18 protein-coding genes are annotated in these 23,289 nt (G+C 57.5%); 10 read left to right on the top strand and 8 right to left on the bottom strand.

From position 1 onward, the window contains the following. Positions 1-80 precede the first annotated feature (80 nt). The 5 genes from nagA to L881_RS0109500 all read left to right on the top strand — a co-directional run bounded on the left by nagA (position 81) and on the right by L881_RS0109500 (position 5,999). On the top strand, positions 81-1,217 hold the full coding sequence (gene nagA, locus L881_RS0109520) for an N-acetylglucosamine-6-phosphate deacetylase (RefSeq protein ID WP_051464857.1): 1,137 nt from the start codon (positions 81-83) through the stop codon (positions 1,215-1,217). 148 nt (positions 1,218-1,365) lie between these two features. Then, complete coding sequence (locus L881_RS0109515; RefSeq protein ID WP_025733469.1) at positions 1,366-3,261, top strand: TonB-dependent receptor domain-containing protein; 1,896 nt, start codon at positions 1,366-1,368, stop codon at positions 3,259-3,261. Between the two features lie 30 nt (positions 3,262-3,291). Beyond that, entirely contained in the window at positions 3,292-4,209 is a 918-nt protein-coding gene (locus L881_RS13145) for a cobalamin-binding protein (protein ID WP_245587965.1), read from the top strand. Continuing rightward, positions 4,210-5,190, top strand: a complete 981-nt coding sequence (locus tag L881_RS0109505) for a FecCD family ABC transporter permease (RefSeq protein ID WP_156926541.1) — start codon at positions 4,210-4,212, stop codon at positions 5,188-5,190. It abuts the gene before it with no gap. Next, the gene (locus L881_RS0109500; protein WP_025733467.1) at positions 5,190-5,999 is read left to right on the top strand and encodes an ABC transporter ATP-binding protein; all 810 of its coding nucleotides are present in this window, start codon (positions 5,190-5,192) and stop codon (positions 5,997-5,999) included. The genes L881_RS0109505 and L881_RS0109500 overlap by 1 nt, the downstream gene beginning before the upstream one ends. Before the next feature lie 253 nt (positions 6,000-6,252). Here L881_RS0109500 and L881_RS0109495 read toward each other — a convergent pair whose 3' ends face one another. From L881_RS0109495 to L881_RS0109485, 3 genes are all read right to left on the bottom strand, one after another. After that, positions 6,253-7,227 (bottom strand): NAD-dependent epimerase/dehydratase family protein, encoded by a 975-nt coding sequence (locus L881_RS0109495; protein WP_025733466.1) that lies wholly within the window; start codon positions 7,225-7,227, stop codon positions 6,253-6,255. Positions 7,228-7,567: 340 nt separating this feature from the next. Then, positions 7,568-8,833: an MFS transporter gene (locus L881_RS0109490; protein ID WP_025733465.1), complete on the bottom strand. Its 1,266-nt coding sequence runs from the start codon at positions 8,831-8,833 to the stop codon at positions 7,568-7,570. A gap of 5 nt (positions 8,834-8,838) precedes the next feature. After that, a complete protein-coding gene (locus L881_RS0109485) occupies positions 8,839-11,139 on the bottom strand; it encodes a glycoside hydrolase family 3 C-terminal domain-containing protein (RefSeq protein ID WP_025733464.1) in 2,301 nt (766 codons plus the stop codon). A 282-nt stretch (positions 11,140-11,421) separates the two neighbouring features. Between L881_RS0109485 and L881_RS0109480 the strand changes: the two genes are divergently transcribed. Next, a complete protein-coding gene (locus L881_RS0109480) occupies positions 11,422-12,414 on the top strand; it encodes a LacI family DNA-binding transcriptional regulator (RefSeq protein WP_025733463.1) in 993 nt (330 codons plus the stop codon). A 299-nt stretch (positions 12,415-12,713) separates the two neighbouring features. Continuing rightward, on the top strand, positions 12,714-14,147 hold the full coding sequence (phoA, locus tag L881_RS0109475; protein WP_084055469.1) for an alkaline phosphatase: 1,434 nt from the start codon (positions 12,714-12,716) through the stop codon (positions 14,145-14,147). Between the two features lie 182 nt (positions 14,148-14,329). On the opposite strand, the gene L881_RS0109470 is transcribed toward phoA, so the two are convergent. Beyond that, a complete protein-coding gene (locus L881_RS0109470) occupies positions 14,330-14,587 on the bottom strand; it encodes a hypothetical protein (protein WP_025733461.1) in 258 nt (85 codons plus the stop codon). Positions 14,588-14,885: 298 nt separating this feature from the next. On the opposite strand from L881_RS0109470, the gene aroD reads away from it, so the two are divergent. Together aroD and L881_RS0109460 are read left to right on the top strand one after the other, a co-directional pair. Next, positions 14,886-15,656: a type I 3-dehydroquinate dehydratase gene (aroD, locus tag L881_RS0109465; RefSeq protein ID WP_025733460.1), complete on the top strand. Its 771-nt coding sequence runs from the start codon at positions 14,886-14,888 to the stop codon at positions 15,654-15,656. A 96-nt stretch (positions 15,657-15,752) separates the two neighbouring features. After that, positions 15,753-17,015 (top strand): MFS transporter, encoded by a 1,263-nt coding sequence (locus L881_RS0109460; RefSeq protein ID WP_025733459.1) that lies wholly within the window; start codon positions 15,753-15,755, stop codon positions 17,013-17,015. 66 nt (positions 17,016-17,081) lie between these two features. On the opposite strand, the gene L881_RS0109455 is transcribed toward L881_RS0109460, so the two are convergent. Beyond that, positions 17,082-17,972: a DUF535 family protein gene (locus L881_RS0109455; RefSeq protein WP_025733458.1), complete on the bottom strand. Its 891-nt coding sequence runs from the start codon at positions 17,970-17,972 to the stop codon at positions 17,082-17,084. A 475-nt stretch (positions 17,973-18,447) separates the two neighbouring features. Here L881_RS0109455 and L881_RS0109445 point away from each other — a divergent pair, with 475 nt between their 5' ends. After that, positions 18,448-19,737, top strand: coding sequence for a DUF945 family protein (locus tag L881_RS0109445; protein ID WP_025733457.1), 1,290 nt, complete (start codon positions 18,448-18,450; stop codon positions 19,735-19,737). Positions 19,738-19,849: 112 nt separating this feature from the next. Here L881_RS0109445 and L881_RS0109440 read toward each other — a convergent pair whose 3' ends face one another. The 3 genes from L881_RS0109440 to cysW all read right to left on the bottom strand — a co-directional run bounded on the left by L881_RS0109440 (position 19,850) and on the right by cysW (position 23,282). Further along, positions 19,850-20,914 carry a sulfate ABC transporter substrate-binding protein gene (locus L881_RS0109440; protein ID WP_025733456.1) on the bottom strand — a complete coding sequence of 355 codons (1,065 nt, stop codon included), beginning with the start codon at positions 20,912-20,914 and terminating at the stop codon, positions 19,850-19,852. 183 nt (positions 20,915-21,097) lie between these two features. Continuing rightward, positions 21,098-22,177, bottom strand: coding sequence for a sulfate/molybdate ABC transporter ATP-binding protein (locus L881_RS0109435; protein ID WP_025733455.1), 1,080 nt, complete (start codon positions 22,175-22,177; stop codon positions 21,098-21,100). 256 nt (positions 22,178-22,433) lie between these two features. Next, positions 22,434-23,282, bottom strand: a complete 849-nt coding sequence (cysW, locus tag L881_RS0109430) for a sulfate ABC transporter permease subunit CysW (protein ID WP_025733454.1) — start codon at positions 23,280-23,282, stop codon at positions 22,434-22,436. Positions 23,283-23,289: the final 7 nt, after the last annotated feature.

The raw sequence follows: 23,289 nt of genomic DNA, 5'->3' as shown, positions 1-23,289 counted from the left end.
GGCGCTCATCTTCTATGCTGAAGTAGACGTTGGCACGCCTTGCGACAGCGCTATTTCCACTTTCACAACGTATGGTCACCATGGACTCTTCTAACGCAACGAACGGCACCCATTCACTGAGCGGCGCGATCTTTACTGGCGAGGGGTGGATTCAGGGTGAACTGCACTGGCAGCACGGCGTGCTCACCCCAGTCACGGGCCAGCCCATCGCCGAGCACGATGCCCGGCCCCCCTATCTGGTGCCGGGCTTTATTGATTTGCACGTCCATGGTGGTGGCGGTCGCGATGTGATGGAAGGCGGTTCGGCCATGGCGACCATTGCTGCCAGCCATGCGCAGCACGGCACCACGTCGCTACTGGCGACTACCATGACCGCCAGTCATCAGGATATCGTGACGGCGCTGGAAAGTGTGGCGGCTTACTGTGAACAACAGGCTAACGATATCGTGGCTGCCGATGTTATCGGTGCTCACCTGGAAGGCCCCTATATCAATGCCGGCAAGCTGGGAGCGCAGCCTGATGCCACGCGCGTCGCAACGGTGGAAGAGCTTGAGCTGTATCACCGCTTGCTGCCGCTCAAGGTGATTACCCTCGCCCCCGAGTGCCTTGAGCAGAACGGTGCTCTTGAATGGCTGCTTTCACAGCAGATACGTGTGCAGGCAGGCCATACGCTGGCGACCTATGAGCAGGCACAGCAGGCGTGGGAAGCGGGCGTGCGCGGTTTTACCCATCTGTTCAACGCCATGCCGCCGTTGAATCACCGCGCCCCCGGACTGCTGGGATTTGCGCTGGCAAATGCCGAGTATGCCGAAATCATTCCTGATTTGGTTCACGTACACGCAGGAGCACTGAATACAGCACTGAGAGCCATTCCTTCGCTCTACGCCATTACCGATGGTACCGCCGCGTGTGCGATGCCGGATGGGGAATATCGTCTCGGCACGCAACCGGTATTCAAGCAGGGCGGCTGCGTGCGCTTGCACGATGGCAATCTGGCAGGAAGTTGCCTGACCCTCGATCAGGCCCTGCGCAATCTGGTTACGCTGGGGCGCTCGCTGGGGGATGCCTGTCAGCGCGTATCGACCATTCCTGCGCGCTATCTTGGGCTTAATGATCGAGGCCAACTGGCGGAAGGCTATCGGGCCGATATTGCGGTACTTGACCAGCGGCTTCAGCTAACAAAAGTCGTCTGCGCAGGACGGGAAGTGCCGCGCTGATCCCTGCCCCCAATGCGGTTCAGGATCATCGCGCAAATAACTCAATTGCGGTAGCACGCGTGAAATTGATAGCGTATGCGCTCTTTTTCCGACAATCCGCGCGGCTCCCCACCCCTTGGCCGCGTTTTGCTTCGAGCTGCTCCCGCTAATGAACCTTTACCGCTGCCCCTCCCGCACCCTACTGGCACTAAGTCTGGCGTTTCCCCCTTACTGCTGGGGTGCCCAGGCGCTCACCAATGATGATGCCAGGCAGCGCAGCGAGCGTGATCACGCGGCAACGGAGGTTGAACACTCTTCTGCCGAAGCAGCGTTGGCCCCTATGGTAGTTACCGCCGCCCTGACCCCACAGACAGCCGACCAGAGTCTGGCCTCGGTCACACTGCTGGATCGCAAGGCGCTGACCCGTCAGGCGCCGGTCTCGCTTACCGACGTGCTCCGTAGCCAGCCCGGCGTGGATGTCACCAGCAATGGCGGGCCGGGCGCCCCTTCAAATGTGTACATTCGTGGTGCCAATGCACAATCCTCCACGCTGCTGATTGACGGCATTCGCCTACGCTCAGCGACCACCGGTACGGCCGCCTATCACTATCTCGACCCCGCCATCTTCAATCGTGCCGAGTTGGTAAGAGGCCCGCGCGGCAGCCTCTATGGTGCCGATGCGGCAGGTGGTGTCATTCAGCTCTTCACCGATGATGAGCAGCCAGGCATTCGCCCGCGCCTCTCGGTTGGGGGCGGCTCTCACGCTACCTGGCACTCGACAGCCTCGCTGAGCGGTCGTCAGAATGGCACTGGCTTTACCTTCGCGGCCAGCAGCATCAACAGTAATGGCACCCGTGACCGCGCGGGCGGTTCTGGGCAGTCCTATGATAACCACACCGCGCTGCTGCATTTGAGCCACGATTTCGATAATGGCGCCCGCATCGGGGGACTATTACTTCGGGCACGCGGCCACAGTGACTATGACGGCGGCGAAAGCCGGTTTTCCGGCAGCAACGCCTTCGTGCAACAGGTGGCTGGCGTCTACGGCGAAGTGCCGCTGCTTCCCAATCTCAAAAGCCGCGTCACGCTGAGTCAGGCTGACGACAAGCTGGATAATGCCGGTGATGGTATGTCCACCAGCCATCTGAATACCCGTACACAACGGGTGCGCTGGCAAAATACCCTGACACTTGGGCAGCAACAGCTGATTGCCGGTGCTGAATACGCCGATGATCGGGTCACGGGCAACACCGACTACACGCACCGCCACCGCGACAACAAAGCGGTATTCGCGCAGGGCGTGTTTGATCTTACGCCGCTGCGCGTACAGGCCAGCGTGCGTCACGACGACAACCAAGCCTTTGGCGAAACCACCACAGGAGGGCTGGCGCTGGGCTACAGCCTTGACAGTGTGCATACCCTGCGGGCCAGTTGGGGCAATGCCTTCCGCGTGCCAACGTTCAACGAGCTGTACTGGCCGAATGACGGTTTCTTCAGCGGCAATCCGGACCTCAAGCCAGAGAAGTCCTCCACCGTGGAGCTTGGCATGCGCGCCGAGCATCGCCTTGGCTTTTGGGATATCGCACTCTACCAAAGCCGTTACCGCGATCTGATCAACTATGCCGCCGATGACTATTCCCGCGAGGTCAATATCAATCGCGCCAGAATTCAGGGCGTTGAACTGTCAGGCGGCATTCACCCCGGCCCGTGGAACATTAACGCTTCCCTCTCCTATATGAAGCCGGAGGATCGCAGCAGTGGCCTTGATCTGCAAAATCGTACCCGACGTATCGCACGTCTCGACGTTGATCGCCAGCTCGGTGAGCGCTTTGATGCAGGTGGCTCGGTGATCGCTCAAGGGTCACGTTTTGCAGATACTGCCAACACCGACAAGGTGGCCGGTTTCACCATCTTCGACCTACGCTCGGGAGTGCGTCTGGCGAAAGGAGTGCGCTTGCAGGCCAGCATTGATAACCTGCTGAATCACCGCTACCAGAGCGTCCAGGGCTATCTCGAACCCGGTCGTACCGCTATGCTGACGCTATCGCTTGATCCGTCACTCTAGTGGTGATCACCCTATCTTCACTTGCCCATCATGATGCACACCGACTCCTTCTTCCTCACACGGCTGCTGAAGCGCGTGGTGCCGCTGCTGATGCTGCTGCCCTCCTTCGCCATGGCGGCACAAACGTTATGCGCCACTGACAGTGAAGGTGGGAAGGTGTGTCTTGCCCAGCCCGCCACCCGCATTGTCGCACTCTCTCCTTCCGCGGTAGAGCAGCTCTATGCGGCGGGCGCAGGCTCCCAACTGATTGCTACCGTCGATTTTAGCGACTATCCCGACGCGGCACGCCGGCTGCCTTCCGTGGGTAACAGCAGTCGTATTGATCTTGAGCAGCTAGTGGCACGCGCCCCTGATCTGGTGGTGGCCTGGACCTCGGGGAACTCTCCCGCGCAGCTGCGTCGGCTAGAGCAGCTTGGCATCAAGGTATTGCGTCTTGATCCGCAGCATCTCGACGATATTGCCGACGATATTGAGAAGCTCGGCCTTCTGAGCGGTCATGAAATCGCCGCACGGCAGCAGGCGCAACGCTTTCGTGAAGGTGTGGCTGAATTGCGCCAGCGCTACGCTGGGCGCCCTCCGATAAGCACCTTCTATCAGGTGTGGGACAGACCTCTGATTACCGTTAACCGTCGCTCTATCATCAGCGAAATGATCACCCTGTGCGGCGGTCGCAACGTGTTCGCGCAGCTTGCGCCTTTGGCGCCGCGTGTCAGCGATGAAGCCGTACTGACCGCTAATCCCGATACCATCGTGGGAAGCACCAGCGCAGAGCAGCATGCCTTCGCCCACTGGCAGCGCTACCCACAACTGAATGCGGTGCGCTTTGATAACCTGATCTCGTTACCGGCTGATATTACCCAGCGTGCTACGCCGCGCTTGCTCGACGGCGCTGCCCAACTCTGCCAACAGCTCGACGGGGCACGTCAGCACATGGCAGGGACTCGTTAAATGGCGATGCTACGGGGTGGTTCTCTGCTGCTATTACTGACGATGCTGCTCATTGCTGCACTGCTGATGGCACTTTCACTGGGTAGCGTGGTGATCTCACCGCTGGCGCTGCTCAGGCTGCTCGGCGAACATTCCCCATCACTTGATGCCACGCTGGTCACTCAACTGCGCCTGCCAAGAGCGCTCAACGCCATTGCCGTAGGCGGCCTGCTGGGGCTATCCGGTGCGGTGATGCAGGTGCTGCTGCGTAACCCTTTGGCTGACCCCTACGTGCTGGGGGTATCAGGAGGCGCGTCGCTGGCAGCGCTTAGCGCCATGCTGATGGGCATCGGGGGCAGCCTGCTGCTGCCGCTCAGCGCCTTCGGCGGTGCATTGCTATCAATGGTGCTGGTGTTCGCGCTGGCAACCACCGCACGCGGCTTCCCTACCACACGACTGCTGCTGACCGGTGTTGTCATGGCTTCGGGCTGGGGAGCGTTGATCGTTCTGCTTCTCGCGCTGGCACCTTCTCAACAATTGCCGGGCATGCTGTTCTGGCTGATGGGTGATCTTAGCTATGCCGGCGCACCCTGGCTGGGGTTAACCGTACTGGCAATGTCGCTGCTACTGCTCTCCCCCTGGGGGCGCACACTTAACGTTCTAGCACGCGGTCCGCTTCAAGCGGCAGCGCTGGGAGTTGCTGTGCGCCCGGTCAGTTGGGGGCTGTATGTGCTGGCAAGCCTGATGACCGCAGTGGCTGTCGCGAGCGCGGGGACCATTGGCTTCGTAGGGCTGATAACGCCGCATCTGCTACGCCTGATGGTCGGTAACGACCAGCGGCTGCTGTTACCGGCCAGCGCCGTGGCGGGTGCCATCCTCCTGCTGCTGGCCGATACGCTGGGGCGCAGCCTGCTGGCACCGCAGCAATTGCCGGCGGGCGTAGTCACGGTGCTGCTCGGTGTGCCGGTATTCATTGTGCTGTTGCGCAGGAGCGTTCACTGATGTCGCTGCTTGGCTGTCATCAGTTCATCATTGATATTCCAGGGCGGGGCAACGTGCAGCCGCTTGATATTCATGTTGAATGCGGCCAGCTATGGGGAATACTCGGCCCCAACGGTGCGGGCAAAACTACCCTGCTGCACAGCTTGGCAGGACTAATTCCTCCCCGCGGCGGCTCCATTAGCGTGGCGGGAGTAGCGCTGTCAGCGTGGCGCAGGCGTACGCTGGCCCAGCAACTGGGAATGCTGTTTCAGCAGCCTTCGTCGGTCATGGAAATGACCGTGTTTGAAAGTGCGCTGGCGGGCCGTTACCCGTGGCTGTCGCGCTGGCAGCGTGAAAGCGCCGCAGATCATCAGCACGTAGAAAACGCCTTGAGCGCCGTTGGACTGGAACAGCGCTCTCAGCAGCGCGTTGCCGCGCTGTCGGGCGGCGAGCGCCAGCGTCTGGAAATTGCCACGCTGATGGTGCAAGACCCGGCGCTATGGCTACTGGACGAGCCCACCAATCATCTCGACATGCACCAGCAACAGCGCGTGATGCGGCTACTCCACCAGCGCGCCCAGCACGGCAAAGGGATCATGATGGCATTGCACGACATCAATCTCGCCACACGCTGGTGCAGCCACCTGATACTGCTGTTCGATGATGGTTCGCTGGAAGCTGGGCCGCGCCAAGCGCTGCTTGATACGGAAAAACTGAGCCGCCTTTATCATCAGCCATTACGCTGCGTAGATGTAGACGACCAGCCGTTTTTCATCCCGATCGTGCCCACTGATCAGACAAGTGAATCTTCAGCAAGCAGCCCCTTTTAGGCTTCCCTCCCAGACAGCCCGCGCCCCTCTTTTTACGGAGGGCGCTCTTTGCAATGCACCTTCCAGCCACTCTCATTACGTACCCAAGAGCGTGTGCACGCCCTTCTCCCGCGAGGAAGTCAGGTAATGAAGAGCAAAGATGTCTGCGGCGATAGGCTTCCATTGGCGCTATTCACGGAGTTCCTGCACGCAACGCAGGAGTAGGCCCACAATCCATCGGTTATTGGACGTGGGCCGTTCTATTGTGAGGCGCTCAGTTCCAGGCAGCGGGCTTTTCCACCTTGCCATGGTCGATCAGCCACGCAATCGACTCCTTCACGCAGGCGATACTGCTATAGGCTGGCTCATAACCGAGCAGGCGACGCGCCTTGTCAATTGAGAGACATGAGCTGCGCGCAAAGTGCTCCCAGGAGTGGTGCGCTTCTTCTGGCGTTGGCTGCTGCTTCATCCACTCCTCATAAGGAAGATAAGCAATTTTTGGTTCAAGCCCGAACCACTTGAAGATTGCTTCCGCATAACCGCGCAGATTTAACGCCGTATCCGCCACCGCATTGAATGTCTCCCCCACCGCGACACTACGATGAGTGATGGCGCGCTGGATAAGCTGGGAAATATCAGCCGCATGAACGTGATTGAGCGTTTCCAGGCCAAGGTTCGGCAGCGTGATCTCCTCGCCGCGTGCCATCCTGGAGAAGACCGCTTCCTTGTTATTAGCAAGCGGCGTGATCGGCGCCCAGCCTTCGCCCACGATTTGACCGGGGCGGAAGATCGTTGCCGGAAAGCCGGTAGTACGCGCTTCGTGCATCAGCCAGGTCTCCATCTCGGCCTTGTCGATGCCGTACTCACCGAACGGATTCATCAGCTGGTTCTCGTCCGCCGGTACAGCATCCGTGTGACCGTAGACCCACAGAGTGCTGCAATGCAGAAAATGCTCGATTTTCCCACGCAGCGTCTCAACCAGCGGCTTGGTGCTGGTGAGCTTGAACGAGATCAGATCAACGACAATATCCGGCTTCAAACTGACAATGCGATCTACGAAGGTGCCGGCCTGCTCCTCGGCCTGACGATCCGCCGTGATCTGCTCAACACGATGCCAGGCGGCGTCATGGGTATAGCTTTTGGCCTGCCCACGACTCACGTTCACGACTTCATGCCCTTGATCAACAAGGGCAGGTATCAGATAGGTGCCGATATGGCCGGTACCACCGATAACAACAACTCTCGACATATATATTTCCCTTTCAAGTATTCACGCCACACTCTGGCGCCATGCGTTGATGGTCATTAAGTCTCTGCGGAGGCTTTTCTGAAGAAACTCATCCAGGCTTTCATGCCTGCGCTATCAAGGTACCTGACGCTCGGTGCAGTTACGCTCAAAAGGGTGCTGCTGGGTTCGCACAGGCTGCTCTTTTAAGCCCCTGCTTGCATAGTCCCCCAAACACGCTTCTGCGTTTACGCTATGTAATGAGGGGCTCTGTTGCAGCGTACCTTCCTGATCACCGCACACATTACTTTCAGAAAGCCCAAAGGCACACTCCCTCTGCAAGAGGGTGCCTTTAGGAAGGGCTTTAACGCACGCCCTTGATCGGAATCACGGCCAGGGCGCCCAACACGGCAATCACCGCTGCCGCACAAAACAGCGCGCTATAGTTGCCGCCGCCCCCTATGGCGAGAAACAGCGGTGCGGTTGCAGGTGCGAGTGACTGCGGCGCCACGTTGGAAATATTGAAGATTCCCATGTTCTTGGCAGCATCTTCAGCCCGCGACGGCAGCACATCCACCACCAGCGCCTGGTCAACCGCCAGATAGATGCCCAGCCCGCACGACGACACCAGAATGGCCGCCAGAAACACCGAAAGGCTGGAGCCAAACACCAGCAGCGCCAATCCCGCGGCGTATACCAGACTGGCAACGAACACGAATATCTTGCGGCGCCCGAGCACATCCGACAGCCAGCCAGAGATCAGTGACATCACGACGATGCTACCGCCCATTACTAGCGATGCGATAAACACCGGCCTACCCACCGTCAGATTGGTAAATCCCACCACGTCCATCAGGTAGTACACCTGATAGGTCATCATCACCGATGCTCCGTACTGCACCAGAAAACGGCTCAGCCAGGCCCACGAAAAATCGGGGTAGTCACGCGGGTTGATCAGGAAGTTGCGCAGCATCGCCAGCGGCTGGAACGGTCTGGGTGGCAAGTCGGCGACTTCAGGCTCGGGATAGAACGCCGCAAATACCGCAACCAGCGCCAGGCCCAATACTCCCGGCACGACAAACATCCAGATATCGCCGGTACCGACCACATTAATGATCGCGGCACCTGCAAAAATCGCCAGATTGGAGGACATTCCCGACAGCGCCGATAGCCGCCCCCGCTGCTGTTTCGGAATACGGTCAGGAATAACCGCCACCAGCGCAGCCAAACTGGCATTGATCGCAATCTGGGTAAGCCACCAGTACAGTGCCACCACCATTAGTGAGCTGGCGCTGCCTAATCCCAACAGCGCCACAATGGCTACCAGCATTCCGCCCACTACCCAGGGCTTGCGCCGCCCGAAGCGGGAGCGCGTCAGGTCGGACAATTGCCCCAATAGCGGATTTGCCACCATCGCAACCAGTGCTCCCACACCTAAAATAAAGCCCAGGCTGGAAGCTTTACTATCAGGCGCCAGTGTAGCGACACGGATCGCCAGGGTAATGGTAACGGGCGTCATTACTGCCAGATAAATGCCTAGCACCGCCATCAGATAGCGCAGCATAAACCCATGGGATACCTGCGCCGGCTGCGTCTGGTCACTGTCGATATTTGCATTGAGTGAGGCCATTACCGCTACCCCTTATGATGATTGGAAACCGCTTGGGTCAAATGCTTCAGCAGTACCTCAAGATCACTTTCGCCGAAGGCTCCTTCACTGAACGACACCAACGCACGCAGCGGCAGATAGCGCCCCATCGCCTGCATCATCTCGTCGTCGCTGGACTCTCCAAACATGCGTTTCAGCTTGGGGTTCTGCTCGAAGGTAGCAGCCATGGCCTGGCGTAGCGCCTGCGCGGTTACCTCGTTAGCCATCAGATCACCCACCAGCGCATTGCGGCCAATGGTAGGCAACACCTCATCGCCCAGCGACTCGACCGTGCCAGTGAGACGAATATCACGCGACGAGGCCGCGATTTGCACCTCGAACGTGCCTTTCGGCATGCGCCACTCGTTGTGATCGACATCGAAATAGGCGAAGTCACGTTTTTCGAGAGTCAGCTCGACACGCTGGGTCTCGCCTGCTTCCAGCGCTACCTTGTCGAAACCGCGCAGCTGATGCACCGGTACGCTGATTTCGCCACTTTGGTCAGCCAGATAGAGCTGCACCACTTCACTGCCCGCCCGCTTGCCGCTGTTGGTCACGTCGAAGGCGACCGTCAGGGTATCCTGCGGGCCGATACGCGATGCTGAGAGCGACAGATTGGCGTAGTCAAAGCGGGTGTAGCTGAGGCCGAAGCCGAACGGGAACAGCGGTTCGAGCTGGTGGGTATCGTAATAGCGGTAGCCCACCATCAGACCTTCCGCATACGCAACGTGATCGCTGTTATTGGGGCGCGCAGGCGTCGCGAAATGATCGAAACAGGGCGTCTGCTCAAGCGTGGCCGGATAGCTTTCCGACAATTTTCCGGAAGGATTACGCTTGCCGAACAGCACATCGGCTACCGCCGCGCCTACCGCCTGGCCGCCCAGATGACTTTCCAGTACCGCTGCCGCCTGCTGAATCCATGGCATCACGACCGGCGCGCCGTTGGCGAGCACCACGATAATCTGCTGGTTGACCTCGCTCAGCGCTTTGAGCAGCGCAATCTGGTTGTCAGGCAAATTCAAATGGTCGCGGTCATAGCCTTCCGACTCATAACGATCGGGCAGTCCAAGATACAGCACCACTTTTTCAGCACTTTTCGCCAGCTCCAGCGCCTGCTGGAAAAGCTGCTCATTAACGCTATCGCTATCAATATCAAAGCCCTGCGCATAGCGATAGGAAGCGCCTTCAGCATCAAGCGCTTCAAGCAGCGACTCAACCCGGTACGCGTTCACATGCGAGCTGCCCCCGCCCTGATAGCGTGGACGCTTCGCGAATTCACCGATCACCGCCACTTCGCTGCCTTCTTCCAGCGGCAGTACTTCCTGGTGATTTTTCAGCAGCACCATCGAATCCGCCGCGATACGTCTCGCCACCTGATGATGTTGATCGGGAGAGAAGTCGAGTTTTTCAGTGGCCTGGCGGGTTTTGAAATACAGCCCCAGCAGGCGCTCGACGGCGGTATTAAGCACCGCTTCATCGAGTTCTCCTTCACGCACTGCCTTGACGATCAAGCCGTCGCGATCATTGCCGCCGGGCATTTCAAGCTCCAGACCAGCCGCTACGCCTGCTACGCGATCATCTACCGCGCCCCAGTCGGAGACCACAACGCCAGAGAAGCCCCACTCATTGCGCAACACCTCGGTCAGCAGCCAGGGATGCTGCGAGCAATACTCACCGTACAGACGGTTGTAGCTGCACATGACCGTCCATGGCTGCGCCTTTTTTACCACCCGCTCGAAGGCCGACAGATACAGCTCACGCAGGGTACGCGGGTCTACCGACACATTCACCGACATACGGCGATGTTCCTGATTATTGGCCGCGAAATGCTTGAGCGATGTGCCCACGCTCTGGGCTTGCAGCGCGTTGACATAGGAAGTTGCCAGCTCGCCTGCCAGCAGAGGATCTTCCGAGAAATATTCGAAGTTACGGCCACACAGGGGCGAACGTTTGATATTGATACCTGGGCCTAATACCACCGACAGCTCGGCCTTGCGCGCCTCTACGCCCAGCGCTTCACCGAGCTGTGCCGCCAGTGAACGATCCCAACTGCTCGCCAGTGCGGAGGCGCTGGGAAAGCAAGTGGCCGGATTACTACCCGTGATGCCGAGATGATCGCCGCCCCTGGGCTGCTGACGAAGGCCATGGGGGCCGTCAGCCATCATCCACTCTTCGATACCCAGGCGCTCAACTGCCTTGGTGTGCCAAAAGTCCGCGCCTGAACAGAGGCTGGCTTTCTCTTCCAGGGTAAGTTGCTCGACCAGTTGCTTGATGTCGTGACTACTCATTGCGTGCTCCACTCTTTATCACAGATAGCTGGAAGGCTTTCTCAGCAGCAGTGCCAATGATGCATAGCACCATTCATGAAAGCGCTTTCATCCATCATCCCTCAGCGTTGGACGGAGGAATAATAAACTTTAGTTAAGCATTACCGTCTGACGCCCCAAAAAACTTATAAAACATAAGGTTATAGAAAAATAAAACTTTAGTCGGGGCACTCTGCGCACGCCCGCCATGTATGCTTTCCACTTGGTTCATGGCTCTACGTAGCCTTCCATGGGAGAGCGGGTGTGACGACAATCAAGCAGGTAGCTGAGCTGGCCGGCGTTTCACAGGCCACCGTATCGCGGGTGATGAGCGGTAGCTCTCCTGTCAACGAAGCGACCCAGAAGCGTGTCGAAGAAGCGATCCGTACCCTCGACTATCAGCCCAATGCCTTCGCGCGCTCGCTGGCCTCCAATCGCTCATCCAGCGTTGGGCTGGTTATTTCATATCTGGCAGGCGGTATGCTGGGCAGGCTGATGACGCGCATTGAGCAGCATTTGCGCCAGCACAATATCTCGCTGCTGATTGCTGTGGGCCACGCCAATGTCGAACAGGAGCGGGAAGCGATCGCCTTCCTGCGCTCCCGACGCTGCGATGCGCTGATTGTGCAGGTTGATGGATTGGCTGACTCAGAGCTGCGCACCCTCGCCCGCCAAACGCCCACCGTTGTGGTCAATCGGGAAGTCCCCGACATTGAGCAGCAGTGCGTATTCAGCAACGACTTTCACGGCGGCTTTCTGGCTACCCAGCACCTGTTGGCGCAGGGGCATCGGCACATTGTCTGTATCTCGGGGCCGCTGGCCCAGCAGGACGCAAGGCGCAGAATGGAGGGCTATCAAACGGCCATGCGCAACGCCGGCCAGGCGGAAAATATCCATATCATTGAGGGCAATTTCACCGAAGCAGCCGGTCGCCACGCGGTATTTCAATGGCAGCAGGAAGGAGCGCCTTACACCGCCATCGTCGCAAGCAGCGACGACACTGCGCTAGGCGCCATCAGCGCCCTGACCGAGCTTGAACGGCGTATTCCCGACGATGTCTCCATCGTGGGTTACGACGACGAAAGATATAGCCGCCATCTCGCAGGGGGCCTTACCACGATCCACGCCCCCGCCGAAGAGATGGGCGATGCCGTTGCTACCCTTGCCCGACAGTTGATCGAAGGCGATACCGAGAAAGCGACAGTGTGCTTCACACCGTATCTGGTCGAACGTGCAACGGTGCGAGCGCTGGAGTGAGGTATTCTCTTACGGGAATTTCCCATGAGTGCACCTTCCCCTGTTTTCATCATTTTTTATGATGCGAGCGCCTCCTTCGCAGCGTGGTGTTCTACCCTCATCATCAGTGTTTTCAGACCAGTAACGATCGCGGTTTTGCCCGCTCCCCGTAAGGGCTGCTGCCTGCCCAGCAATACTTATGCATCGCCGCCCTTCTTCTAAATATCCGATAACACGCACTGCATGTTCATAAAAACAACACAATTTGCGGTAACCATAGGGAGCCTAACTACTCAACCTTGATTGCAGGACATCACTCTATGCCCTCCTCCCATCGCTCATTGATCGTTGCTGGCCTAATGCTGACAGCGAGTTGTTCCATGATCACCACGGCCAGTGCCGCCACCAGCAGCGACCAGCCGCAGTGGATGCAGCGCAACGCCCAGGGGCAGCTTGACCAGCATGGTGGCGCACGCCGTCTGCATGGCGATATTACCGATAACCTGCGCGATGCCATCAAGAGCGGTGATGTTCACAATGTGATCCTGCTGATCGGCGATGGCATGGGGGATTCCGAGATCACCCTGGCACGTAATTATGCGGAAGGCGCGGGCGGCTTTTTCAAAGGGCTGGATGCACTGCCCATTACCGGCCAGTACACGCACTATTCATTGGACAAGGCTTCCGGCAAGCCCAATTACGTAACCGACTCAGCGGCGTCTGGCTCGGCATGGGCGACAGGTACCAAAACCTATAACGGCGCGATCAGCGTTGATATTCATGAGAAGCCGCAGCCTACGCTACTGGAGCTGGCGAAAAAGGCGGGGCTTGCTACTGGTAATGTCTCTACCGCTGAAATTCAGGACGCAACACCCGCGGTACAGATGGCTCACGTAAGTAACCGCAAGTGCTATGGCCCCAAGGCAACTGCTGCAACATGTCCAGCTAACGCGCTGGAAAACGGTGGCAGCGGCTCGATTACCGAACAGCTATTGAACTCACGCCCCGATGTTACATTGGGCGGTGGTGCCAGCACCTTTGAAGAGCAGGCCAACGCCGGGCGCTGGAAGGGCAAAACGCTGCTCGAACAGGCGCGTGAGCGTGGCTACAAGATCGTCAATAACCAGTCAGAGCTAGCCAGTATCAGCAAGGCCGATCAGCAGCAGCCGTTGCTGGGCCTATTTGCCAGCGGCAATCTGCCGGTGCGCTGGAATGGGCCTAAGGCGAGCCATCACGGCAACCTCGACAAGCCTGCAGTGCAGTGCAGTGTCAACAAGGAGCGCAACGACAGCATTCCGACGCTCGCTAACATGACGCAAAAGGCCATCGACCTGCTGAGCACTCACGACAAAGGCTTCTTCCTTCAGGTTGAAGGCGCTTCCATCGACAAGCAGGATCATGCTGCCAACCCGTGCGGCCAGATCGGTGAAACCGTTGATCTTGATGAAGCAGTACAGCAGGCGCTGGCCTTTGCTCGCAAGGATGGTCACACGCTGGTGATTGTGACAGCAGACCACGCACATGCGAGCCAGATTATTGCCGACGACTCAAAAGCACCGGGCCTTACCCAGCGCCTGATTACGAAAGACAAGGCGCCGATGACCGTCAGCTACGGTACTGCGGAAGATACCGATGAAGGCCACACCGGCACTCAACTGCGCGTTGCCGCCTTCGGGCCTCACGCGGCTAACGTGACGGGCCTGACCGACCAGACGGATCTGTTCTACACCATTCACGATGCGCTTGGTCTGTAATGGCTGACACTCGTGCCGCTGATGACATGAGTCGTGATAAGCGGCGCGCGTAAGCAGTAACAGCCAAGGGCCAGCGCCCGCTACACAGCGCTGGCCTACCACGAAAAGAGCCGCTCCCCAACAAAGGGAGCGGCTCTTTTCGTGGAGATATCCAATCGGAAGATGAAAATCGAGTGGCGCGCTTACCAGGCTCTGCGCTTGGCAATATGGTGGCGCAATTCGTGAGGAATACGCTTCATCGCCTTCAACATGCCCTTTTTGCCTACGCGATAGACACGCAATACGCGGCTGGCGCTGATAAGCAATATAAATACCTGACCGGCCACTCGCTCAATGCGTGATTCATTGGGCGAAGGCTGCGCCGCGACATGATCACCCGACGATGTGTAGTAATCGCCGAGGGCCTGTCGTAACAAGACATCATCTTTTTTGTTCGACATGATTATTACCTCTCTCTAATCCCCCATACTAGACCAGCGACGGCGGAAAAAGTTTACGACCAAATACGTAAATGTGATGACCGAGGGGACCATAACGAATGCCGGAAGTCCGGTAGCCGCTATGCTGGTAGTGGTGTCACCGCGCTGAATATTCAACACTCGACAATGGTATGAGAGCGAAACAGCGCGCCGTCGTTTGCGCCTTCATCGCAAATGCTGGTACAACCCTGCGCTGCGGTGGTTGCAGCGCCGCCCTCACATGCCCTTTATCCTTCATTTCGTGCCGCAGGAGCCTTCCATGGAGCTACGCCGCCCTCTTCGTTCACTCAAGCAGCGTGCAGCTCCTGCGCTACTAGTGCCGGTTACTCACTCTTCCCCTCAGCAGGCGCTAGCGTTCATCAGGGAAGCAGCTTCCAAGCCTTTCATCGACTTCTTCGAACTTCGCATTGATTGCCTTGAAGACGCGCTGGATATAGAGACGGTCAGCCATTTTGTTCAACAGGCACAGATCGCCATGGGCAATAAAGAGGCTATCGTGACCTTCCGTACCGCTGAGGAAGGCGGTAACACCGATATTTCCGCCAGTGATTATGTCGCACTCTATAAGCGCCTGTTGGCTGTTATTACGCCGTGCTATATCGACGTGGAAGCCAATCGCGGCAGCGCGGTGGTCAAGGAGGTGATGGCTGCCGTCCGCGCGCATCAGGCTGGTGTGATCATTTCCCGCCATGACTTCACGCGCACCCCTGATCGTGAAACGCTGATCGAGCAGCTTGAGCAACTGCATGAATATTCAGCTGATGTGGTGAAGCTGGCCGTTATGCCGCACACTAATGACGACGTGTTGGCACTTCTTGGTGCCACTTCCGCCTTCAAGCAGCGTTATCCCGAACAACCGCTTATCACCATGTCGATGGGGCCGCTTGGCCTGCTCTCGCGGCTGGCGGGCAAACAGTTCGGTTCGGATGCAACCTTCGGCAAGCTCGGTAGCGCCTCGGCACCCGGCCAGATTGATGCTGAAACGCTGCACGAACTCCTGGCGCAGCTACATCAACTCAGCGCTGACTGAGCACGTACCGCGCGCAAAAACATGCAAGAGAGCGCCTCGCCGCCTCCGCTCCCAGGGGGAAGGCGGGCAGCCAACCACTCAAGAATCACAACGACAATGACCTTATCCAGCAACTCTGGCATTTCCCGGCAGCCCGGCTTTATTGCCTTTCTGGGCGCGCGTTTAGCCGCCGTATTTGCCATGCAAATTCAGGCGGTGGTAGTGGCCTGGCAGCTCTACGACATGACTCACGATGCCATGTCGCTGGCCTACGCGGGGCTGGCTCAATTCCTGCCCATGGTGATACTGCTGCTGCCCGCGGGCGATTTGATCGACCGTTTTCCACGCAAGCTGATCCTGATGCTGAGCTGGCTACTTCAATGGCTGTGCAGCGGCGCGCTGGCGATGCTATCGCTTCTGCCCCATAGCTCACTGACGCCGTTTTATCTTGTGCTGGTGCTGTTTGGCTGCTCGCGGGCCTTCGCCGGCCCTGCGCTGCAAAGTTTGCTGCCGCAGATAGTGCCGCACCATCAGTTGGCACAAGCCATCGCCATTAACTCGGTGATTATGAAGGTAGCGACCATTGCTGGCCCGCTGCTGGGGGGCGTGCTCTATATCTGGGGCGCCTCCAGCGCTTATCTGGTCTGTTTTGCCTGTACCCTCGCGGCGCTGCTGGCCATGCTAAAAGTGCCGGTACGTCACTCCGAGATCGACAAACCGGCTCCTGATGCTACGGAGAGCAGCAGTTGGCAACGCTTTGCCGCTGGCGTGCGCTATATCGCATCGCGCCCGATTATTCTGGGAGCAATTTCTCTTGATCTGTTCGCCGTGCTGCTGGGCGATGTAGTGGCGCTGCTGCCCATCTACGCCCAGCATATTCTGCTGACCGGCCCTTCCGGGCTGGGGGCGCTGCGTAGCGCCTCGGCGGTGGGTGCGGTGCTGATGGGGGTATATCTCAGCATGCGCGCCTTTGATCGTCATGTGGGGCTGGTGATGTTCTCGGCCGTGGCGGTATTTGGCGTGTGCAATCTGGTTTTCGCGGTATCGTCGCTGTTCTGGCTGTCATGGCTGGCGCTGTTGATCGCAGGCGCAGCCGACATGATCAGCGTCTATGTGCGCTCCACCCTGATTCAACTGGCGACACCCAATGCGATGCGGGGCCGCGTCAATGCCGTCAATATGCTCTTTATCGGTTCGAGCAATGAATTGGGCGAGTTCCGCGCGGGCACCAGTGCCGCCTGGCTGGGTGCCGAAACCACGGCCATTGCAGGGGGCATTACGACGCTGGTCGTGGTATTGGGCTGGATGGTGCTCTTTCCGGTACTGCGGAAGGTAGACCGCTTCGAACACGCCGACGTATCGAAGCAGAGGCCCCAATAATCAAGCGCAAGAGATCCCAGAGCAGTTAGCCCTGGGGCACCTTCCACCTTGAGAAAAGGCCGGTTTCTATGAGTGAGGACCGTTCAGTAGCGACTGCTGCCCGGCCTGTTCGGTAAGCATCGACAGCTCATCGCGACGGGACGCAATGCAGAGCGTCTGCTGGGTGCTGTGGTAGATTTCATCCAACAGCGCCAAACGCTTGCGGTAGGCTGAACGGTGCTTGCTCTTGACCTCGCTGATATCCTTGCGCGGCATCTGCTGGGGCAGGCGATACCAGTGCTTCTCACGCATGCCGCCGGTTTCTTCCCAGTAATTGTCGTAATCGAGCTGGATCTTGTGCCCATGACGATGGTTATTGGCAAACTCGGCAGGAATACCGTAGATCACCTTCAGCGCCAGAGCGTCCTTGAGACCAAACAGAGCGCACATCAGTAGCGTAAAGGGGCGTGCATTGTGGCACTGGCGATAGAGCGCCTTGATATCCTCATTGGCACCTTCATGCTTGCCGCCTTGCAGCGAACCTACATAAATCGCCTTCTCTTCAACATCAATGCAGAAGGTCACACCAAATACGATGCGTCCTTGTTGATTGCGAATATATAGCCCCTGCTCGCCCTCCTTGCGGTAACGACCACGCTCCAGCTTGAGAAACCAGGTGTCGGCAAAGCTCGCAATCACCAGCCCGTAGCCGTTGTAAATTTGCTCAAATGCCTCTGGGGTAAAGAACGAGAGCATGAATTCGTTGTGCCCACGAATGGCAGCCAGCTTCTTGCGCGACGACCAGTGGCGATGCACATAGGAGTGCAGGTGACGATCACTTTCACCACGCACCATCGTGACCAGGCGCGGCTCCTGAGAGAGCGCCGCCAGCCAGCTTTTATGCTGTTGTCGAATCGGGAATGAATTTATCGCGCGTGCGAGCGCCTTCTCCCACTCGCGTACCCTTGCAGATGCCATGTCGCTGCTCCTTGCCTTGCCTCTGTGGCACTCACTACGCTGCCGGAGGCTTATTCTGAATGGCGGGAATGGTACTCTTTTCGTTCCGCTGCAAGTCCGGCACAAGGCAAGAGTCCTCTATATTTGCTCGCTACATGCACACAATATTCACAAAATCTTAATTTTTATTTAAGCAAAACATGGTGAGCCCCCTCTCCCTAGCGACCTGTCCTTTCCAGTGATACGTAGCGAGATTCACTCCCCCAAAATTCTATGTAATAGCGACACAACTACCTTAAAGCGATGGGCACAAGACGCCTTTGTTGGCGATGACATGGCACATCTACGCGGTTTCATCTGCACGCTTCTGGACGGTTTTTGATGATGCTGCTCGTCGCTTTTGCATCGCTGCCCGAGTGAACGCACAATATGCTGACTGTCGCGAGCGCGCTGATGGCCGCGAGCGTTCATTTCAAACCGACGAGTTGTTCATCACATGACTTCTTCTAAAAAACTGGGCATATCGGCACTGGTAGCCATTGTTATCGTCGCCGCGCTTTATATATTTGGCATGCTGTATAGCCGCCACCTGTTTTTCTCTCATCTGGATCAGGCACTTGAGGATCTTGAGCAGGAGCACGGCATCACCCTGGAGAAGCAGGATGTCAGCAAGGGGTTCTTCTCCAGTACCTTTACGCTGGAAGGCTCACTGTCAATGGACAATCCTGATGACTTGACGCTCCAGGCACCGCTGGTGGCTCATCACGGCATTTTCTCTTCTTCCGTCGATGGCAGCCCTGTACTGCGCTTGCAAGGGGAACAACTCTTCTCGGAACTGCTCCAGGCTGATGAAGAGCCAAGAATCGACGCCAATTTCAGTACGCTGAGCAGCCGCTATCATGTGCATGTTGACCTTCCTGATAGCAGCCTCACCGATAACGGCAGCACCGCGCATACCCATGGCCTAAAGGTCAATATCGACGGCAGCGCCAAGAGCAAGCACCTTGATACCGCCGTTGAATGGCAGCAACTGAGCCTTCAGGACTCCACCAACAGCATCGTATTCGGCCCAGGTTCACTGCACGTCAATGTACCGGACCGCACGACGCTGGTTGGCAGCAATACGCACTTCGAGCTGGAGAGCGCCACCCTTCGCAAAGCGCTGCTGGGAAGCCTTGAGGTCAAGGATATTCACTACGCAGATCATTACGACAAAGGGGACGAGGGCCTCGACTGGCACGGTGAGTACCACGTCGGCAGCGTACTGCGTGCAGACCAGGAGCTAGGCAACAGTAACGTCAAGCTCAGCATTTCCCGTCTGGATGAAGAAGCACTGCTGGCACTCATCAGGCATAAAGCCACCGCCAGCGATACCTCGGAAGACACCACTGATGAAGGTGACGACGAGCGCGCCGCAGCGGCCCAGCAGGTCAATGACATTAAACGTCTGCTGTCGCACTCGCCGCTATTGACCATTGAGCATTTCGAAGTGACATCGCCGCTGTTGGGTCACCCGATCAATGCCACAGGTCAGCTTGGCGTTGACGGGAATAACATCGCGCTTTCTCCGCAGGAAGCAGACGACGGGGTATTCGACGTGCTTGCCCAGCAGTTCTATCAACACGCGTCAGGCCACATCAACCTGACCGGTCTGGAAGGAATCCTGGGCAATAAGCCCGGCGAAGATCACACTCAGATCGAGTTCAATGATGGCAATATATCCATCAACGGAGAACCGCTGGGCGGCAATCCCCTGGATGTTAACCCGCTGCCCAGCCTGCCTTGATCGCTGACAGCAGCCCCGCCCGCTAAAGGTGTTCAGCACCGAGGCGAACGGGATCGCTACGAAAATGCCGGAGCGATTAGTTGCCCCGGCATTTTTATATCTGAAGGTAAGGCTAGCGCTGCTGCAATTGATCAAACACCCCGCCATCGGCAAAGAAGGTTTTCTGCGCTTTAGCCCATCCACCGAACACCTCATCGACATTGACCAGCTCGAGTTTCGGGAACAAGCGTAGCTCCTGCTGAGGAATGCCATCAGTATTGCGTGGACGGTAATAATTATCGGCAATAATGCGTTGGCCTTCAGGCGAATAGAGGTGTTTCAAATAGGCATCTGCCGCCTTCTCGGCAGCTTCGCCCTTACGCTTCACGTTGCCTTCCACCTTCGCGACCGGCGGTTCGGTAAGAATACTCAAGCTTGGCACCACGATCTCATAATTGCCTTTGTCGAGCTTTTCGCTCGCTAGCAGCGCATCGCTCTCCCACGCGATCAGCACATCGCCCTGACCATTTTTGACAAAGGTATTGGTCGAACCACGTGCCCCGCTATCGAGTACCGATGCATTCTTGAACAAATCACGTACATAGTCGCGCGCATAGGCCGTTGCCGCCTTCATCTCCTCCGCATAGCGTGGGTCATGCAGCTTGCCAAGATCGCCCAGTTTCTGTTTAAGCGCCCATGACCATGCCGCGAGGAAGTTCCAGCGTGCTCCTCCCGACGTTTTCGGGTTAGGGGTGATGACTTCTACCCCTTGTTTGGTCAAGTCTCCCCAGTCATGAATACCTTTGGGATTACCCTTGCGCACCAAAAATACAATGGTCGAGGTGTACGGGGAGGAGTTATCCGGCAACTGCTTCTGCCAATCCTTGGGGACACCAGCATTACGATCAGCGATCGCATCGATGTCATAGGCGAGCGCCAGGGTCACCACATCGGCTGGCGCGCCCTCTATTACGCTGCGCGACTGACTGCCCGAACCGCCATTGCTCTGTTGAATCGAAACGCTATCGCCGCTCTCTTTCTGATACCACTGTGAGAAAGCCTTGTTGTACTGCTGATAAAGTTCACGGGTGGGGTCATAAGAGACATTCAGAAGCGTTACATTTTCAGCGTGGGCAAACAGCGATGCTCCTAGTGCAGAAGCAGCAAACAATGAGGCGAGTACGTGGCGAGCTGGCATGGCAGGCTTCCTGAACAAGATCGAAGTGAGGGTGTTCAGCTATGCTACGCAGCAAACAAATAACCTTAAAATATTAATATTCGGTTTTTATATTCAAAAACAGAATAAACGATACTCCGGTAACGCGACATCATCAGCGCAGATTGCGCTCCGTGTATCCATTCCGAGTGAATCTGGTCGTATTCAGGACACTGGCGTCAGCGCGGTACTATGAGGATCGACCAGCATCAGGCGATGCGGGTGTAGGTAGAGCGTATCGCCCACCGCAAATGATGCTTGCTCGAAATCACGCGGTGATAGCGTCACATGCAGGTTGGGTGCCTCCCAGAATGGCTGCAACTCGACTTCCACCACAGCCCCGATCGGTGCAATGGCACTGACCTGTGCAGGCAGTGTCGCGCTATCGCTGGGCGAATGGCTCAACGATATCTCATGTGGGCGTGTTACCAGTTCAGCCGCACCATTTGCCACCTTCGGTAGCCGTAATGTGCCCTGCTCCCCCAAATAGAGCTGCTCATCACGCACTTCCCCCTTGAAGCTATTGGTAGTCCCCAGGAAGTCGAAGACGAAGCGGTTGGCAGGTTCACGATACAACTGCGCAGGCGCAGCGATCTGCTCGACTCGGCCCTGACTCATCACCGCCACGCGATCCGAAAGCTCCAATGCTTCATCCTGATCGTGGGTAACAAATACGCAGGTGAAACCAAGCTGCTCATGTAAATGGCGCAGCCAGCGGCGCAGCTCGACACGTACCTTGGCATCCAGCGCACCAAATGGCTCATCCATCAACAGCACCTCGGGCCTGACTGCCAGCGCGCGCGCCAGAGCAACACGCTGCTGCTGGCCTCCCGACAGCTGCGCCGGCAAGCGTTTGGCATAGGCTTCCAACTGGATTTGGCCCAGCAGCTCATTAACGCGCTCGGTAATCTCCTGGCGACCAAGGGACAAACGATGCGCATTGGCCTTGAGTCCAAACGCAATGTTGTCGAATACCGTCATATGGCGAAACAGCGCATAGTGCTGGAAGACGAACCCCACCCGACGGTTGCGCGGATGTAGATTGGTAACATCGCGCCCCGAAAACAGAATGCGCCCCGCTGATGGCGTTTCCAGCCCCGCGATGATGCGCAGCAGAGTGGTTTTTCCCGAGCCGGATGGCCCCAATAGCCCTACCAGTTCGCCTTCCTTGATATCCAGTGAACTGGGATGCAACGCCACTGTGTTGCCGAATTGGCGGGAAATCTGATCAACCGTAATACTCATGGCGTAATACTCATGACATCAGCAAGAAAAGCAGGTATCGCGTCCTGCTACAGTGGTGGCAAGGGCGATGTGTGACAGCAAAGCGGTGCTCTGGTCTCTGGAGCGACGGGCACGATGACGGTAGCGCCTCATATCGTGAGACACACAAGGCAGGGCGACATGGCTTTCTGCTACTTCCCGCATAATGAAAACCGCCCCAGACAGGACAGCAAAGAACCTACCCAAAAGGCAGATCAACCGGCTGCGCAACGGGTCATTAAACATCTTCGGCGACTTTCGAGTGGCGTTGCTGACGGCGCTCGGCCAGCCACTCAAGCAGCCCTTTAATTACCAGCGTTAGCACCGCCAGCATGGCCAGCAATAACGCCGAGACGAAGGAGCCAACGGTGTTGTAGTCCTGATAGAGCTGTTCGACCTGTAAGGGCAGGCTGATAGTAACGCCATTTATCATGCCCGATACCACCGATACCGCACCAAATTCGCCCATGGCGCGGGCATTGGTCAGAATCGCACCATAAATCAGCCCACTGCGAATATTGGGCAGGGTAATCCGATAAAAGAGTTGCGCGCCTCGCGCCCCAAGACTGACAGCCGCTTCTTCCTCTTGGCGGCCTTGTGCCTGCATCAGGGGAATCAGCTCACGCGCCACAAAAGGAGAAGTCACAAACAGCGTCACCAGCACCATACCAGGCCACGCGAACATCAACTGGATGTCGTAACCTGCCAGCCATTGCCCCAGCCATCCGTTGCGACCATACAGCAGCAGATAGACAAGCCCTGCGATGACCGGTGATACCGCGAAGGGAATATCAATCAAGGTTTGCAGCAACCGCCTTCCCAGAAAGCGAAAGCGCGTTACCAGCCACGCCAATACGGTCCCAAACAGTACATTCAACGGCACAGTAATCACCGCGATCAGCAACGTCAGCCAAATCGCGCTAAGGGTATAGGTGTTGGTGAGGTTATCGAGCAACTCACCGACGCCACCCGCCAACGCCTGACGCACGATCTCGATCAGCGGCACGACCAGCACCAGCGCGGTAAGCACCAGCGCCAGCACAATCAGCGTCCACTTCACCGGCAAGGAATCCCCGACCCGCTGCATTAGTCAG

Origin of the sequence: Carnimonas nigrificans ATCC BAA-78, from assembly GCF_000526695.1 — a bacterium.
In the GTDB taxonomy this organism is placed as follows: domain Bacteria; phylum Pseudomonadota; class Gammaproteobacteria; order Pseudomonadales; family Halomonadaceae; genus Carnimonas; species Carnimonas nigrificans.
This window is presented reverse-complemented; position numbering and strand designations above follow the sequence as displayed.

Coding starts and splice junctions, on each gene's coding strand:
- nagA (WP_051464857.1), top strand. CDS start 81: ATGGACTCTTCTAACGCAACGAACGGCACCCATTCACTGAGCGGCGCG.
- L881_RS0109515 (WP_025733469.1), top strand. CDS start 1,366: ATGAACCTTTACCGCTGCCCCTCCCGCACCCTACTGGCACTAAGTCTG.
- L881_RS13145 (WP_245587965.1), top strand. CDS start 3,292: ATGATGCACACCGACTCCTTCTTCCTCACACGGCTGCTGAAGCGCGTG.
- L881_RS0109505 (WP_156926541.1), top strand. CDS start 4,210: ATGGCGATGCTACGGGGTGGTTCTCTGCTGCTATTACTGACGATGCTG.
- L881_RS0109500 (WP_025733467.1), top strand. CDS start 5,190: ATGTCGCTGCTTGGCTGTCATCAGTTCATCATTGATATTCCAGGGCGG.
- L881_RS0109495 (WP_025733466.1), bottom strand. CDS start 7,227: ATGTCGAGAGTTGTTGTTATCGGTGGTACCGGCCATATCGGCACCTAT.
- L881_RS0109490 (WP_025733465.1), bottom strand. CDS start 8,833: ATGGCCTCACTCAATGCAAATATCGACAGTGACCAGACGCAGCCGGCG.
- L881_RS0109485 (WP_025733464.1), bottom strand. CDS start 11,139: ATGAGTAGTCACGACATCAAGCAACTGGTCGAGCAACTTACCCTGGAA.
- phoA (WP_084055469.1), top strand. CDS start 12,714: ATGCCCTCCTCCCATCGCTCATTGATCGTTGCTGGCCTAATGCTGACA.
- L881_RS0109470 (WP_025733461.1), bottom strand. CDS start 14,587: ATGTCGAACAAAAAAGATGATGTCTTGTTACGACAGGCCCTCGGCGAT.
- aroD (WP_025733460.1), top strand. CDS start 14,886: ATGGAGCTACGCCGCCCTCTTCGTTCACTCAAGCAGCGTGCAGCTCCT.
- L881_RS0109460 (WP_025733459.1), top strand. CDS start 15,753: ATGACCTTATCCAGCAACTCTGGCATTTCCCGGCAGCCCGGCTTTATT.
- L881_RS0109455 (WP_025733458.1), bottom strand. CDS start 17,972: ATGGCATCTGCAAGGGTACGCGAGTGGGAGAAGGCGCTCGCACGCGCG.
- L881_RS0109445 (WP_025733457.1), top strand. CDS start 18,448: ATGACTTCTTCTAAAAAACTGGGCATATCGGCACTGGTAGCCATTGTT.
- L881_RS0109440 (WP_025733456.1), bottom strand. CDS start 20,914: ATGCCAGCTCGCCACGTACTCGCCTCATTGTTTGCTGCTTCTGCACTA.
- L881_RS0109435 (WP_025733455.1), bottom strand. CDS start 22,177: ATGAGTATTACGGTTGATCAGATTTCCCGCCAATTCGGCAACACAGTG.
- cysW (WP_025733454.1), bottom strand. CDS start 23,282: ATGCAGCGGGTCGGGGATTCCTTGCCGGTGAAGTGGACGCTGATTGTG.